The 16,063-nt window shown below is 50.7% G+C and carries 12 protein-coding genes; 1 reads left to right on the forward strand and 11 read right to left on the reverse strand.

Translation table 11 applies throughout. From position 1 onward, the window contains the following. Nucleotides 1-304: 304 nt before the first annotated feature. The 5 genes from ACXX53_RS12970 to asnB all read right to left on the reverse strand — a co-directional run bounded on the left by ACXX53_RS12970 (nt 305) and on the right by asnB (nt 6,886). Complete coding sequence (locus ACXX53_RS12970) at nt 305-1,897, reverse strand: MDR family MFS transporter (RefSeq protein WP_458569072.1); 1,593 nt, start codon at nt 1,895-1,897, stop codon at nt 305-307. Nucleotides 1,898-1,917: 20 nt separating this feature from the next. Then, a complete protein-coding gene (locus tag ACXX53_RS12975) occupies nt 1,918-3,423 on the reverse strand; it encodes an ATP-binding cassette domain-containing protein (RefSeq protein ID WP_458569073.1) in 1,506 nt (501 codons plus the stop codon). A 56-nt stretch (nt 3,424-3,479) separates the two neighbouring features. Continuing rightward, complete coding sequence (locus ACXX53_RS12980) at nt 3,480-4,073, reverse strand: ECF transporter S component (protein WP_458569074.1); 594 nt, start codon at nt 4,071-4,073, stop codon at nt 3,480-3,482. A gap of 102 nt (nt 4,074-4,175) precedes the next feature. Then, nucleotides 4,176-4,922 (reverse strand): energy-coupling factor transporter transmembrane component T family protein, encoded by a 747-nt coding sequence (locus tag ACXX53_RS12985; protein WP_458569075.1) that lies wholly within the window; start codon nt 4,920-4,922, stop codon nt 4,176-4,178. Between the two features lie 113 nt (nt 4,923-5,035). Beyond that, nucleotides 5,036-6,886 carry an asparagine synthase (glutamine-hydrolyzing) gene (gene asnB / locus ACXX53_RS12990; RefSeq protein ID WP_458569076.1) on the reverse strand — a complete coding sequence of 617 codons (1,851 nt, stop codon included), beginning with the start codon at nt 6,884-6,886 and terminating at the stop codon, nt 5,036-5,038. A gap of 259 nt (nt 6,887-7,145) precedes the next feature. Between asnB and ACXX53_RS12995 the strand changes: the two genes are divergently transcribed. Then, the gene (locus ACXX53_RS12995) at nt 7,146-8,186 is read left to right on the forward strand and encodes an alpha/beta hydrolase (protein WP_458569077.1); all 1,041 of its coding nucleotides are present in this window, start codon (nt 7,146-7,148) and stop codon (nt 8,184-8,186) included. A 54-nt stretch (nt 8,187-8,240) separates the two neighbouring features. On the opposite strand, the gene ACXX53_RS13000 is transcribed toward ACXX53_RS12995, so the two are convergent. The 6 genes from ACXX53_RS13000 to ACXX53_RS13025 form a co-directional block, all read right to left on the reverse strand. Then, nucleotides 8,241-10,007, reverse strand: a complete 1,767-nt coding sequence (locus ACXX53_RS13000) for a glycoside hydrolase family 35 protein (protein ID WP_458569078.1) — start codon at nt 10,005-10,007, stop codon at nt 8,241-8,243. 632 nt (nt 10,008-10,639) lie between these two features. Next, the gene (locus tag ACXX53_RS13005) at nt 10,640-11,911 is read right to left on the reverse strand and encodes a methyl-accepting chemotaxis protein (protein ID WP_458569079.1); all 1,272 of its coding nucleotides are present in this window, start codon (nt 11,909-11,911) and stop codon (nt 10,640-10,642) included. Nucleotides 11,912-11,930: 19 nt separating this feature from the next. Further along, a complete protein-coding gene (locus ACXX53_RS13010) occupies nt 11,931-12,359 on the reverse strand; it encodes a disulfide oxidoreductase (protein ID WP_458569080.1) in 429 nt (142 codons plus the stop codon). A gap of 21 nt (nt 12,360-12,380) precedes the next feature. Next, a complete protein-coding gene (locus tag ACXX53_RS13015) occupies nt 12,381-13,088 on the reverse strand; it encodes a DsbA family protein (protein WP_458569081.1) in 708 nt (235 codons plus the stop codon). Nucleotides 13,089-13,356: 268 nt separating this feature from the next. Continuing rightward, on the reverse strand, nt 13,357-15,540 hold the full coding sequence (locus tag ACXX53_RS13020) for a heavy metal translocating P-type ATPase (protein WP_458569082.1): 2,184 nt from the start codon (nt 15,538-15,540) through the stop codon (nt 13,357-13,359). After that, nucleotides 15,530-15,952 carry an ArsR/SmtB family transcription factor gene (locus tag ACXX53_RS13025; RefSeq protein WP_458569083.1) on the reverse strand — a complete coding sequence of 141 codons (423 nt, stop codon included), beginning with the start codon at nt 15,950-15,952 and terminating at the stop codon, nt 15,530-15,532. The genes ACXX53_RS13020 and ACXX53_RS13025 overlap by 11 nt, the downstream gene beginning before the upstream one ends. Between the last annotated feature and the right edge of the window lie 111 nt (nt 15,953-16,063).

Here is a 16,063-nt window from a genome sequence, read left to right on the forward strand (position 1 = left end):
GCGATCAGCTTGTTGAAGAAGCTTGGGATTCAAGCCGAGCGTCTATGTTCCAACAAAGCGTCTCAATAAACGCTGCGAAATAGGGGCAGCCAGTTCAGGTTATAGACATCGTCTATAACACACAAGTTTCGCATACTGCCTGGATTACTGCTGCAAGTTGAAGCAGGTACTCCTGAATGGTTGCCCCTAATCTCGAAACTATTAGCCCGCACTCCCCCCCTCCCTCATTCTGCGCTTTCTCTTCCCATTAATCAAAAAAAACCGACAGTACGTGACTATCGGTTCTTCAAGTAATCCTATAAAGTTATGAGCCTGTATTCTCCACCGAAGCCTCTTCCGGCTTGCGCACTCCCTTAGGCATCAACAGCGTGGTCAACATGCTGACTGCGGCGATAATCGCCATCAGCACGAATACACTATGCAGCCCGCTCTCCAGGAACCCGCGCAGATGATGAACAACATCAGGAGCTAACTGCTGCGTCATTTCAGGATCGAGCAGCTTATTGAGGTCATCCTTCCCGATATTGCCTGCCACCTCTGGCCCAGCCTGCTGCACCGCAGCCGCAATATGAGAGTTCAGATAGGTGCCAAATATCGCAATTCCAATCGTCTGACCGAGCGATCGGATGAACGTATTCAACGCTGTCGAGGCACCGCGCATATTCCACGGAACAGAGGACTGCACGATAATCGTAAACGCCGTGAACGAGAATCCGAAGCCCAACCCAGCCAAGAACGTCAGCAGGATAATCATCAAGACGGAAGACTGTCCCGTTATCACTGCCAGCCATGTCGCACTGATCACGATAAAGGTTGCGCCAAATGCCGTAGTCAGCCTGCCTCCGCTCTTAATGAGCATTCTTGCGCCGATAATCGAACCGATAAGCCAGCCAATGGACATTGGCGTAAGCGAGAGCCCTGAGCTTTTCGCGCTTTGTCCAAGAACGCCTTGGATCCAGAGCGGAAGATAAGAGTTAATTCCCATCAGCACTGCGCTTGCCAGGAATCCCACTAAGTTCGATACCGCAATATCACGGACCTTAAACAGCTCAAACGGCACCATCGGTTCCGCTGCGCGCCGTTCAATGAACACGAACCAAGTTAAGAACACGATCGCAGTTGCAATCAATATATAAATAAGCGGCGAGTTCCACGGAATGCTCTGTCCGCCAGCAATTAGAATGAATAGAAAAGCGGTCATCCCAACCGTAAAGGTCGCTGCACCCGCATAGTCTACCGACTTCTTTTTCCGCTCCACTTTTTCATGGAATAATACAGCAATCATCCACACCGATATAATGCCAAATGGAACGTTGAAGTAGAAGATCCAATGCCATGATAACGAATCAACGAAGAATCCCCCAACGAGAGGACCAACTAGTCCAGCAATCCCCCAGATTGAACTGAACAGCCCTTGAATCTTGGCTCGCTCTTCATAGTTATAGATATCGCCAACGATTGTAAAGGTGACGGGCATTAACGCTCCGGCGCCTACCCCCTGAATCGCCCGGAATATGATCATTTGCGTCATATTTTGCGATAACCCGCACAGCATCGACCCTAACACAAACAACACAGAGCCGAAGATGAATATATTTTTCCGACCGAATAAATCGGACAGCTTACCGAACAACGGCGTAGATACCGCAGTCGTTAGCAGATAAGAAGCATATACCCAACTGATCAACTCTAGACCGCTGAGATCAGCCACAATCTTAGGCATCGCCGTACTAACTACCGTAACCTCAATCGCCGCTAAAAATGTAGACAGCAAGAGCGCCAAAGTAACCATCTGCCGCGCTCGTCCAGGACGCATCGTTGCGCCATGTCCCTGCAGAGCTTTTTGATCATCCATCTTATCTGCTTCAGCTCCTTCCTGCTGTTTATTATGCTTCATCTAGTGTCATCCCTCCTAGTTTACACGGGCTGAATCGATCCATTCTCAGCATGCCATTGCTTCCACATCGCATCCCCAAGCCATAGCGGATCATGGGTTACCGCAATCACTGCCGCCCCTCGCGCACGTTCGCGATTGCACCATGCGATCACCTCTCGCGCGGCGATCTCATCTAGACCTGCTGTCGGCTCATCTAAGAGCAGCAGTACAGGTCGATGAACAGCGGCAATCCAGAGACTCAGCCTGCGCTGCAAGGAAACGGATAAGTCATGCGGATGATAATGAGCGAAATCGCGCAATCCAATAGCTTGCAGCTGCTCCAAACACCATGCCTCACCGTCTATTTCAGATATATTCAGCTCCCGATATACATCCATACACTCATCTATAACCCGTTCTGTCATAAATGAGGCAGCCGCACGCTGCGGTACATACCCGATCAAACCTGCCAGTTCATGCGGCTTGAGACGCTTCAAGTCTTGTCCGTGTATATGTATAGTCCCTTTATATTGGCGCAAGGCTCCGCTTAGCACCTTCAACAACGAGGACTTGCCCGCACCATTGTTGCCGCGAAGTATTATACCATCTCCAGGCATCGCTAGACCACTCGCATCTCGAAGCGCAATGTATCCATTACGATAACGCGCGGTTACCCCGCTGAATTCAAGAACTGGCGATCCTGCAGGATCTGAAGTCATAGCAGCTGATGGCATTAGTGCATCCCATGCATCTAACCGCTCATTATGAACATCAGCAGCACTAGCAGAGGCAGGCTCCATATTACTCGGTATATGCAAACGACCGTCCTCTAACGTCCAATGCTCCGCTCTTTCCCAGAGTGGATGACTTGCATCCAATTCCGACTTGCGAGCCGTAGACACGATCAACGTCCTTGCTCGTGACCCTGATGGATCGTTGTGCCCTTCATTGTACCAACGATATACAGCATCTGTGAATCGTACCCGTCCATCCGCGTCCAATGCGCTCCACGCATCGTCTATTATGAGTACTTCCGGCTCCATTGTCCATACGGCGGCGGCGGCAACTCGCTGCTGCTGCCCTCCTGACAGATGCTCGACACGCTTATCAAGATAGCGCACCATATTCACAGCATGAAGCTCGCGTTCTACCCGGCGACCGATCTCATCTCGCGCCAAGCCGAGGTTCTCCGGTCCGAATGCCAACTCATCCTCAACGACGCCGATGACAAACTGCTGCGCGAGCTCGCCTCCGATATAGCCAATCAGCGGCTTGGGATCATCACCACGGAGCAGTTCACCGCTCATCATCCCATCTTGCGGGGTCATCAGATCAGCTAACAATCGGCACAGCGTCGACTTGCCGCTGCCATTGCGACCGCTGATCATAACGACAGTCCCTTCCCATACTACACCCGAACAGCAATCCAGAACAGCACTAGTTTCACCAACATAGCTAAAGGTCACGCACGATAAGTGCATGACCTTCTTGTTTGCATCCGTATGAAGCCGCTCCATCTGAAGCGTTTGCTGTTGATCACGTTCCATTAGAGCGCCACCTCTTTATTATGAATAATAGGATTAACCAAGCTCATATGAATGATTCAATCTTGACCTAACTGCTGACCGACTGCAAATGATCGCACGTAGCGTGTTCCCGCAAGTCGATCGCCCAGCCACTTCGTCAACGCTCCACACAGCAGCATTCCGCTGAAGCAGCGTACAATTAACGTAATGACGAGCACACTCGGTGCATACGCAGTATACCCGAACATGAAGGAAGCGACTATAAACCATAGCGGCACCATCGCTGTTCCGATGAACATCATTCTCGCCCAAGTCAGTTGACGATGCTTATATAAGTAGAATAAGGGCTCCGCAACTACCGCATAGCATGCTGCCGCTGCAATCGCAGACCAAGCACCGTATGCATTACCCATCATGATCTGAATAAGAGCTCCAATCGCATATGTAAACAACGATGCGCCTGGCTTACGGATGATATACATCGCCAGCACACCGTACACTACATAAACACCAACAATAGTTGACGTAAGAATAGGTCCTCCCCATACATTCAGCATCTTATTTACATAGGCCAACAAAGTTGTCGCTGCCCCATTAGCCGCTGCCAGCAATGCCATTAGAATCCATTCATTCATCGTAAAACGCTGTATCATAGAATTTTGATTACTCATTGTTCACCTATCCTTTATATATTTTGGTTAACAATATATAAAATACTAGGTACCGTGATAAAATGCAAGCATTAATTGCCAAGCCGGATGGAGCCTAGCCCATCACAGCATCCAGATCGAAGCGGCGGCGGCCAGCAACGAGGCCGCCGCAAGCCCGGCGCCAAGCGGCATGATGCGCAGCTGCCGCCACACGGTGCGCCGCCCGGCCGTGCCGAAGCGCTTCGCCTCCATCGCGGCGGATACGCCGTGAACATGGCGCAGCGCGGACTGGGCCACGGCCGGGAGCAGTTGGCGGGCAGCGCTAAGCCGCCCGCCAAGCCCGCGCAGCGGCGTCTTGCGCCGCAGCCGCTGCGCGTGGCGAATCTCTTCCGCTTCGCCGACCAATAGCGGCACGAAGCGAAGGGCGATGGCGGCAGCATAAGCGAGCCGTTCCGGCACATGCAGCCGCCCCACAAGCGCGGCGACCACATCGCGCGGCTCCGTGGTCGTCGCGTACAGGATCGATGACGCAAACAGAGTCATCGATCTTAGCGTCAACGCTGCCGAGGCGACCATCGCCTCCTCGGTCAGCACCCCGCCGGTTACATTCGGCCATACTGCCGTTTCACCCGGCAGCACCAGCCATTGAAAGACGAAGAGCGGCACTCCAAAGCCTAGTACCCATAGGCCTAGCATGTTCCAATGTCGCCAAGACCACCCTGCTCCGCACAGCGCCAGCAGCACGACTGACAGGAACCACGCGAGTTGACCGAACAGCGACATCGTCAACATGACCGCCAAGCCCGTGCTCAGCAGCCAGATCCCTTTCGTGATCGGATCGATTCGAGTCAGCCACGTCCACATACGCATTTCACCGCCTCCTCCCTAATCATGTATTCAGGTTCAAGCTATGTATTCTTCTACTCGCACACAATCAAGAGGCCTCCGTCACTTCCATGGCGGAGGCCTCTCTGTCATTTATCTTATGATCCGCGTTTCATATAAGTCGCATGCCATAAGGCAAATACGTACAACACCCACAGTTTACGCGAATAATCGCCTTGTCCTGCCTTGTGCATGCGGAACATATTTTCCACACGTGTCATATTAATGATCGGATCAATACCGCTCGCTGTCATCTGCTCCCACATGATATCCGCGCGCTCTGTCTTCAGCCAGTCGCGCATTGGCACAGGGAAACCCAGCTTCGGACGGTTCAGCACCGAATCTGGAATGATGCCCTCCATCGCTTTGCGCAACGCATACTTCGTCGTGCCGTTGGCAATCCGATATTTCATCGGGATCGTGCGCGCTACTTCAAACACCTTGCGGTCTAGGAACGGCACGCGCAGCTCGAGCGAGTGCGCCATCGTCAGCTTGTCCGCCTTCATCAAAATATCGCCCGGCATCCACAGATTCATATCGATATACTGCATACGGGACACAGGGTCCAGATGAGCAGTTCGATCATAATAGATCTTCGCTTTATCAAATGGCTTCGTGAACGACGCCAGCTCCTCAGCCCCAGCGCGCAGCAGCACCGGCTTCGCATCATCCGAGAAGATGTTAGCGTTGCCCAAGAAACGCTTCTCCAGCGGCGTAGTGCCGCGCAGCAAATAGTTGCGACCATAGAAGTTAGGCAGCATACGCAGAATCGAGTTCATCGAGCTCTGCATACCCTCCGGCATCCAGGATAGGAAGCGCAGCGAACGCGGTTCACGATAGATCCGGTATCCGCCGAACAGCTCATCCGCACCTTCACCGGACAAGACCACGGTGACATGCTCCTTCGCCAGACGCGCGACTTCGTACAGCGCAATTGCCGATGGGTCCGCCACTGGCTCATCCAGATGCCAGATCGCACGCGGAACCGCATCAAAATACATTTCCTGCGTAATCATCCGATCGTAATGCTCCGTGTCGATCTGACGAGCTGTATCACGAGCGATAATCGTTTCATTGTTCGCTCCCTCGAAGCCGACACTGAACGTCTTGATCGGTTCCATCGAACGCATCAGCGTTGAAGTTATCGTCGAATCAATCCCGCTCGACAGGAAGCATCCGCGCTCCACTTCGCTGTGAAGGTGATTCTTCACCGAATCATGCATTACATGGCGAATATCATCCAGCACTTGTTCCAGCGGACGATCCACAGGCGCAAACATCGGGTCCCAATATTTGCGGAGCTGCGGCTTGCCTTCGAATGGAATCGTGATGGAATGAGCAGGAGGAAGCTTATAGATACCTGCGTACATCGTCTCTGGATCCGGCACATATTGGAATGTCAAATAATTGTACAATCCGTTCATGTTAATATCGCGAGGCATGCCCGGCACAGTCAGCAAGCTCTTGATCTCCGAACCGAATACAAACATATCATGATCATAAAAATAATATACCGGTTTAATTCCGAAATGATCGCGCGCAATAAACAACTGCTGCTTGTTGCGGTCCCAGATCGCGAAGCCAAACATCCCGCGAAGATGGTGCACGCACTCTTCTCCGTGCTCTTCATATAGATGAATGATGACTTCCGTATCGGTATGGGTCTTGAATTGGTGGCCGCGCGAGATCAGATCCTCACGAAGCTCCTGATAGTTATATATTTCTCCGTTAAAAATAATCCACACGGAATCATCTTCATTGCTCAATGGTTGTGCGCCCACAGCAACATCAATAATCGACAAGCGTTTAAAGCCCAGCCCTACTCGATCGCCAATCCACAGCTTACCGTCATTCGGTCCGCGGTGGTGAATGATGTCCATCATGTTGCGAACAATATGTTCAGACGGCTGTTCGCCGTTGAAGTTTAAAATACCTGCTATACCACACATGCGTACTCCAATCCCTTCGCTACATATAAGTCAGAGTGATACAAGTCATTATATACTTATTTTACACAAAACGACACATCTCACTGTCTGTTAACTAGCTACCCTTCATCATATAATAGATAGCTCCATCATTTCCACCATGATTATTACCAGTTGTAGGGAAGATAATGGAATTATGTCGATGCGTAAAATGAATATTGGCGGAGCACCCTACTGTCACTAATGACAATTAACCTCAAACGCGATTGGAGGGATTAATTTGATTGCATGGATGTCAGCAGGCATATTATTATTTTTAGCGCTGTCCTTATGGGTAATTCCGGTCTACGGCGTGCATCGGATGACACTCAGCAAGCGTCAATCGTATAAGAAATGCTTTGAATTGATGGAAGAGTTTCAAGTATTCACGAAGCAGGAATTTGACGAATTGGATAAAGAAGAAGTAAACATCAAGAGCAACGATGGTTTAAAATTATTTGGCACATATATCGAGAAATACCCTTATTCGAATCGAGTGGCTATCATCGTCCATGGCTACACTGCTGCTATGCCCTGGTCATCGCAATTTTCCGGCATTTTTATGAAGAAAGGCTTCAACATCCTGCTGATCGATCAGCGGGCGCACGGTCAGAGCGAGGGCAAATACGCAACTTTTGGCTACAAGGAAAAATACGATATTCAAGCATGGGTCGATTGGACCGTCAATCGCAAGGGCGAAGACTGCGTCATTGCACTGCATGGCCAATCGCTTGGCGGGGGAACAGTATTGGAATATGCAGCTATCCACCGACCACAGGTAAGATTAGTCGTTGCAGACTGTCCTTATTCTGATCTAACCGAGCTTGTTCGACATCAAGTGGCAAGCCTCAACTTTATCCCTTCATGGCCGTTTATTAACCTGATCAATCGCAGATTAAAGACCAAGGCCGGCTTCAGAATGGAGGATGTAAGTCCTATCCAGGTGATGGAAGCCTGCAAACTTCCTATTATGTTTGTGCATGGCGGATCTGATCTATTCGTCCCGACGAAGATGAGCGTTGATCTGTACCATGCGAAACCTGAGCCGAAGCGATTGCTTATTGTTGACGGCGCAACGCATGGCGTCGCTCATTGCCGGGATCGTGAGCGTTATGTTTCAGAGATATGTGACTTTGTGGAACAAGTTGTCGGACCTGCAACTGCAGAGGATATGATCACATTGGATGAGGTAAGGGGCTTAGAGCCTGTCTCAGCCACTGATAACACCGTGTTGGAGCCTCAATCAGCGCTGCTGAGCGGCGAGCTGATCGCTCAGCCGTAGAATACAGCAAGAGGATGACGCCGGGTTCAACGTCATCCTCTGCTATGTTATAGCTTATAAATGCGGCTCGTCCTTGAAGCTAATCACGCTTCCCGCTTCATGCAGCTCGAATAGCACGATGTGATTAACGCCTCGCTTCAACAGCGGAGCAGGTACATACATAGACTGCGTCGGCCCCGCCTCCCAATATCGACCGATATTGAAGCCGTTGACGAATGCCACGCCTTTCTTCCAACCGTCCAGATGCAGGAACGTATCTGCAGGTTCGTCTTCGATCGTCAGCTCCGCTTCATAGAACGCAGGCTGTTCTTTAAGCTGTTCATCTGTAGAATCCAGTGCCGCCGTTGCTGATATATCATATTTTACAAGTTCGATTGAGTCCAGCGGTATGGTGCGTACATCCCAATGATAATGGAACTGGTAGTCGAGTCTGACTCCTTCTGTGATACCTTTTCGATCGGAAGCAAGCTTCGGCCCATAATTGATTCGTCCCATATTCTCCACTAAGATGTCCAGCCGGGCTCCACCTTCTGGAATGTTCAATTGAAGCTCTTGCGGGTTCGTTCGCTCCACCACGCCTATATATTTCTGATCGAGATAGACAAGCGCGCGATCATGCACGTCTTGAAGCGTCAGACTGCAAACTCTCTGCGCATATGGCAGATTAGAGGAATACATAATAAAGCCGTAATCTTGACCGTAGCTCTCCATAGGCTCAGGAGTCACGCTATGATGAAGCGTGGAGATGCTCGGAAGTGTATCGAACAGCTTCACACTCCGGCTAACAGGTATATCGCCATAGGCTTGTTTGCGTGTGTTGGATGGCAATTCATCATTTGGAAGCTCCGTGTACTTGCTAATTACTTCACGGAATGCATGGAACTTAGGCGTCAGATCTCCCGCCTCGCTGATCGGAGCATCATAATCATAGCTGGTGACAGTCGGATCATACTGCTCGCCGTGATTGGCTCCATTCATGAATCCGAAGTTAGTTCCGCCATGAGCCATATAGAAATTGACGGATGCGCCTTGTGCCAATATCTCGTCTAAGGCTTGTGCAGCATCCTCGCTGCTTCGAGTATGGTGCTCTTCTTTCCAGTGGTCAAACCAGCCGTTCCAGAATTCCGCGCACATCAGCGGCGCATCCGGCTGATACTCGAGCAGCTTGTCAAACCCTTCCTCAGCGCGCGAGCCAAAGTTGACTGTCGCCCATACCCCTTCCGCCATGCCGCCTCGCAGCATCAGATCCGTCGGACCGTCGGAGGTGAACAGCTGCACGTTTACACCCTGCTGAATTAACATGCTTCTTAACGCCTGCAAATACTTCTGATCGTTGCCATAGCTGCCGTATTCATTTTCAATCTGCATCGCAATGATAGGTCCACCATTCGTAATCTGCAGCGGTGTCAGCAGCGGCAGCAGATGTTTATAATACGCTTCAACTTTATCCAAGAAGCCCTGATCACTCGTACGCAGCTTTACCGAAGTATTCAGCAACCAAGCAGGCAGACCACCGAATTCCCATTCTGCACATATGTATGGCGCAGGGCGGACGATAACATATAAACCAACTTCCTCTGCTACGCGAATAAACTTAGCGATATCCGTGATTCCTTCAAAGTTATATTCGCCTTCACGCGGTTCATGCAGATTCCAAGGCACATACGTCTCGACCGTATTGCAGCCCATTGCTTTAATCTTGCGTAAACGATCTTCCCAGTACTCTGGCACACAACGAAAATAATGCATCGCACCTGAAATGATGCGGAAAGGCTGGCCATTCATATACAGTTGACGATCTTCCCATGTTAACCCTGCCATCCAAGCTCCTCCTTATATACATCAAAGCACCGTTTGAATCCATCATACCTGTTCTGCACATTTTTGCCATACACATTCTTGTCCAGAACATGTACAAATGTAGCTTTCCGGTTACCTCGCCCGAATTACCCGCGATCACCTGCACACTCGCTCTCCGCGCCCGCGTAACTGGCTTTTCCCCGTTATCCCATCCACTCCCGCGCCTCCGGCGACCTCTAACGGGGAAAAACCCGCTTTCCGCGCGCAAGCACACTCGCTCAACGCCCCCGCGCTCGTGTAACTGGCTTTTTCCCCGTTATCTCCTCCACTCCCGCGCCTCCGCGCGCTCTAACGGGGAAAAACCCGCTTTCCGCACGGACGTACACTCACGCCTGCTCCCGCTCCATTTGCTCTCCGCCCTCCGCGCCCACGTAACTGGCTTTTTCCCCGTTATCTCATCTACTCCCGCGCTTCCGCGACCTCTAACGGGGAAAAACCCGCTTTGCGCACGGACGCACACTCACGCCTGCTCCCGCTCCATTTGCTCAACGCCCCCCGCGCAAGCACACTCGCGTCTGCTCCCGCTCCACAACAAAAAAGGCCAGCCAGAACAACCTGGCTGACCACATAACCTTTCACACACTAGCTTCGCCCTACGCCTTGAATATGGCAATCTGCGCCTTCAAGCGATCGGCCTGTCCACGCAGCACCTCAGAAGATGCGGCCATCTCCTGCATCATGGCCGTTTGCTCCTGCGTCGCGCTCGCTACTTGTCGCGTGCCGATGACCACATCTTCAACAACGGCAGCCATTTGCCGCGTCTGCTCCAGAGTCGCGGAGAATTGCTCCGTCTGCGTGTTCACCGATTCTACGATCGAGTGAATCGCACTCGATGCCTGCCGCGTCGCGCTCGCGATATTGTTGAGCGCGTCCGCCGCGCCATCCTTCTTGTCCGCTTCACGACTCACCGTCTCCACTTGCTTCGTTATCAGCTTCACAGCTTCATCCACTTCAGCCTGCATCTGCACGATTCGGCTGTTGATGTCATCCACCGCGACCGCCGATTGCTCCGCAAGCTTGCGAACTTGCGACGCAATAACGGCAAAGCCAGCGCCCTGCTCACCTGCGCGCGCAGCCTCAATCGATGCATTCAACGCCAGCAGATGCGTCTGATCCGCAATCTCTCTAACCGTGTACGAGATGCTGCCGATCTGCTCAGCTTGCTCATTCAGCCGCTTGACCGTATGAATAGATGCCTGCCCTGATGCGGCAGCATCCAGCATACCGTCAATGATCGAGGTCAGCATTCGCTCGCTTACAGACAGCGTGTCCAGCATATGAGCGGTCGTTCGCTCAGTCTCATCCGCACGGCGGCGAACATCGTTCGCTGACGCGTGAATAAGCTCAACCGCATGGGTCGTTTCGGCTGTCCATGCTGCCTGACGCTCTGCTCCTTGGTTCATATCATCGGCTGCCTGAGATATCTGTTCAATCTGCCGCGCAGCCTGCGCCATCGCGTCACCAAGCGTCGATGTGTTGCGTGTCGTGATCTCGATGCTGCTCTTCATCTCATTGATCATATGCTGCAAGTTGCTTATCATCGTGCTGAATGCTTGAATCAGAACCTGGATTTCATCATGAAACGGATACTTCGGAATCTCAACCTGCAGCTTGCCTTGTGCAGCATCATGCGCTGCCTTGGTCAGCGCCATAAGCGGCTTCACAATAAAGCGGGCAGCTAACCAGCCAAGGAAACAAGTCCAGAAGATACCCAGCATGAAGATTAGTACTCCATACGTTATCTCATTCATATTCGGAGCTAAATACGGCTTAAGCACAAAGATAAAAAACGCGCTCGTCCCATAAGTCACAATGGATACCCCAAGCATGCCGAGTACCATTTTCATCTGCAGTCCGAATTTCATCGTGTAATTCCCCCAAGTATCAGTCTTCGATTGTAACGGTTTGCTGCTTGCGTGCCATAAGCAGGCAGATCGTGATAAGCACAAACGCAATGAGTGCCAGCAGTGGAATGGTCATCCAACTGCCATCCAAATAGTCATATTCGCAAGGTACGCCCACGCGGCAAGGAGAAATCGCAGCGAATCCAGGAATCATCTGCTTCATATAATGATAAGTTGATATAAGACCGCCGATAATCGGCAATGGCAAAGCATACTGAACGATGGTGTTGTCGTTCTTGTACGCGCCTATGCCAAGCAGAATGACGAGCGGGTACATAAAGATTCGCTGGTACCAACACAAGCTGCACGGCTCCCAGTGCAGAACCTCACTCATATACAAACTGCCGGCAGTCGCTACAAGAGAAACAATCCATGCTAAGTACAACGCATATTTTCGAATAAATGCCACAAGAAGTTCGCTCCCATCCTCTTACTTAACCGCAGCAAGTTCCTCTTCTATTGCTTTCTGTATACTCTGGTAATCAGCATTTACAGGCTTGCCATTGACATACACGGCAGGTGTTCCCATTACCTTAGCCTTCTCGCCTAGATTTGAGTCCGTATCAACCTGTTCCTGATAAGTGCCGTCCGCAAGCTGCTGTTTGAATTCATCAACATTAAGATTCGGAACGGACTTGATTGCGACTTCAGTCAGATACTCCGGTGTTGCCCACTTCACATTCTCCTCTAGCTGAGAATTGTACAATTCCTTATGAAAATCCCAGAATGCTTCAGGGTACTGAGCTTGTATGGCTTCAGAGGCCAGAGCTGCGGTATTTGAATCTGTCCCTATAAATGGAAACTGTAAAAAAGTAAACTTCACTTTACCTGTATCAATATAATCCGCCTTCAATTGCGGGAATACTTGTTCACCCCAATACCGGCAAGTCGGGCACTTGTAATCACCAAATTCTACAATCGAAACCTTAGCCTCTGGCGAGCCAAGCACGGGCTGCTCCTCAGCATTGATGACCGAAAGAGCAGGTACTGCCTCTTTCTGATCAACATCCGCATTTTGATTGTTAAGAACCGCTAGTAGAACAATTAGTGCAATCAGAACGATCGGAAATAGAATTAGCGGCAGCCTGCCGATGTTTTTTTTCTTGCTGTTAGAAGTACGTATATTGCTTTTCGCCAATGAGTTCACCTCTCCTATAAAATGGAATGAAACAAAAAATATAACATGGATATATTCTCCATATCATTTCAATTTCCTTTTCTTTAATTGTAAACCATATGCGACAGCATTTCTATTTTTTCAACATATAAACGTCGTTTTTTGTGACATTTTTCGTTGCATCCATTCATTAGCGCCCCAGTTACACGAACAACAGAAAAAGGACTGCTTCAGCCATAATGCCAGCTTGAGTCAGTCCTTCCTGTATAGTTTTAACTAAATTAGATATTTATTTCTTATCTTTACCCAGCAGAATCGTCAAGCCTAGCAGAGTAACGATTATCGTTGCTCCCATATCGGAAAGGATCGCAATCCACAGCGTCAGCAAGCCTGGAATCGTGAGCAGGAGAGCAAACAGCTTGAGACCAAGCGACAATCCAATGTTAAGGCGAATGATACGATTAACCTGACGCGATACACGGATCGCTGCAGGCAGTTTGCCCAAATGATCCTGCATCAGCACGATATCCGCTGTCTCTACGGCACTGTCCGTACCTTTGCCCATAGCGATGCCAAGCTGTGCGGATGCAAGCGCAGGCGCGTCATTAATACCATCACCGACCATAGCGACTTTGTACTGTCCTGCGAGCCGCTTCACTTCCGCTACTTTCTGCTCCGGCAGCAGGCCTGCGCGATATTCACTAACGCCTACTGCTTCCGCCACCCGCTTCGCAGACTGCTCATTATCGCCGGTCAACATGATTGTATGCGTGACACCTGCTTGATGCAGCGCAGCTATCGTTTCGCGGCTTTCTTCGCGAATCTCATCAGCCAGGCCGAATACGCCCAGCGGCCCTTGCTCATCTGTCACGGCGACGATCGTGTAGCCCTCAGCCCTCATCGCCTCCGCATCCGCTAATGCTTGGCGGAAGGCTTCGCCTTCCCGCATAAGCGTGCGCTCGCTGCCGACTACATAGGCCGTGCCATTCACGACTGCTTCGATTCCTTGCCCAGCCACCGTCTCGGAGCGAGTCGGCTCAGCAAAGCTGCTCATGCCCTGCGCCTCTAAGTGGCGCATCATCGCCTTGGCAAGCGGGTGCAGCGATGATTGCTCGATGGAGCCTGTGACTGCATAGCAGCGCTCTGCGTCATACACTCGCTCCGCCATAACTGCAGGCTCGCCCTTCGTTAAAGTACCCGTCTTGTCGAACGCGAGCGCATTGATCTTGCCAAGCTGCTCTAAGTGAACGCCGCCCTTAACGAGAATCCCTTGCCGCGCAGTGCGTGTAATACCGCTCACGATCGCGATTGGCGAGGAAAGGATCAAGGAGCACGGGCAGCCGACAATCAGCACGGCGATCCCTTGGTATAGCCATTTGGACCAATCTCCGTCCAGGAAGAGCGGTGGAACGAGAATGACGAGCGCCGCGATAATCATAATGAGCGGCGTATAAATGCGAGCGAATTTATCAATAAACAATTCTGTAGGTGTCTTCGTATCTTGAGCTTCTCTAACTAGATGAAGTATCTTCGCTAATGATGAGTCCTCATAGGCCTTATCTACTCTAACCTTCATTATTCCTGATGTATTCAAGCTTCCTCCGAATACGGAGTCGTTCACGTTCTTGCTGACCGGCAATGATTCCCCAGTGATGGCTGCTTCATTGACCGCGCTTTCTCCTTCCAGCACTGTCCCGTCAGAAGGAATCTTCTCGCCCGGGCGAACAAGCACGGTGTCGCCTACGCGCAGTTCAGCGATCGGAATGACGACCGTTGCACCGTCTCGTATCACATTGGCCTGTTTAGGCGCTACCGCGAGCAGTGCGGCTACGGAACGTCTTGCGCGCTCCATTCCGTAGCCTTCCAGTATTTCATTAAGACCGAACAAGATGGCGACCAGAGTTGCTTCCTTCCATTCCCCCATCAAGACTGCGCCTGTCAAGGCGACGGTCATCAACGTGTCCATGTTAAACTTTAGCCGCGCTAGATTTTTCAAGCCCTGTATAAAGGTCGAGTAGCCGCTAATAACAATAGCAGTAAGAAACATCGCAATCAGCGCCCACTCTGGAATGAGACCTTCAACTAGAAAGGTAGCGGCATACAGTACAGCCGAGAAGCCAAGCAGCCACTTCATCACATTCATGCTTCCATGCTCATGACTATGACTGTGGCCGTCGCCATGCGCATGGCTCCCATGATCGTGTTCATGCGCGGCGCTGCTTGAATCAGCACTAGGCTGGTCTGCGCTCAGCAATCGCGCTCCATCCTTCTTCAATATGCGTTCGACCTGCTGACGATCCACATTCGGATGGAGCTTCAAGGTCCCGCTGTTGTATAGAAGCTCCGCGCTTTCACCGTCAGGCAGCTTGCGGATCTCCAACTCACATTCACGCGCGCAGTTCGCACATGACAAGCCTTGAACTTGATATATCATTCGATCATCTCGTTTAGCACTCGCTGCATTAGCTGTCATGACAATGCTCCTCTCTCATATGTTCCTGTGTCATCCTGATAAGCGTGCGGATATGATGGTCTGTGAGGGAGTAGAATACATTCTTGCCCTCTTTGCGTGACTTCGCGATCCCTAGAGACCTCATCAAACGCAAATGATGCGAAGTTGTCGCAGTGGACTGCCCAGTTAATATGGCTACATCGCATACGCACAGCTCTCCACCCTGATCGAGGTAGGATGCCATCTTCACTCGAGTTGGATCGGACAGCGCCTTAAATATTTTTGCCATATCGGCCACTTCATTATCATTGACCGTTCCTTGCAGCGATTGGATCTTCTCCGCGTCATAGCATATAACTTCACACATATCATCCTGCGTGCTTGAATTGTTCACCTCTATCTCTATATCTTGCTTAGCTGCCTTCTCTACCATTCCTAATATTCCTCCTTCCAATATCCTATATATTGTTCAACCTCATTCACTTACATCATGTTAATTACGTTTTTGATTATTCAAACGTTCGTTTGATTGTTTGATTTCTTT

This window comes from Paenibacillus marinisediminis (assembly GCF_054343325.1).

Excerpts from the sequence above, each read along its gene's own strand:
- ACXX53_RS12970 (WP_458569072.1), bottom strand. The coding sequence starts at position 1,897 with ATGAAGCATAATAAACAGCAGGAAGGAGCTGAAGCAGATAAGATGGAT.
- ACXX53_RS12975 (WP_458569073.1), bottom strand. The coding sequence starts at position 3,423 with ATGGAACGTGATCAACAGCAAACGCTTCAGATGGAGCGGCTTCATACG.
- ACXX53_RS13005 (WP_458569079.1), bottom strand. The coding sequence starts at position 11,911 with ATGAAATTCGGACTGCAGATGAAAATGGTACTCGGCATGCTTGGGGTA.
- asnB (WP_458569076.1), bottom strand. The coding sequence starts at position 6,886 with ATGTGTGGTATAGCAGGTATTTTAAACTTCAACGGCGAACAGCCGTCT.
- ACXX53_RS12985 (WP_458569075.1), bottom strand. The coding sequence starts at position 4,922 with ATGCGTATGTGGACGTGGCTGACTCGAATCGATCCGATCACGAAAGGG.
- ACXX53_RS12980 (WP_458569074.1), bottom strand. The coding sequence starts at position 4,073 with ATGAGTAATCAAAATTCTATGATACAGCGTTTTACGATGAATGAATGG.
- ACXX53_RS13020 (WP_458569082.1), bottom strand. The coding sequence starts at position 15,540 with ATGACAGCTAATGCAGCGAGTGCTAAACGAGATGATCGAATGATATAT.
- ACXX53_RS13025 (WP_458569083.1), bottom strand. The coding sequence starts at position 15,952 with ATGGTAGAGAAGGCAGCTAAGCAAGATATAGAGATAGAGGTGAACAAT.
- ACXX53_RS13000 (WP_458569078.1), bottom strand. The coding sequence starts at position 10,007 with ATGGCAGGGTTAACATGGGAAGATCGTCAACTGTATATGAATGGCCAG.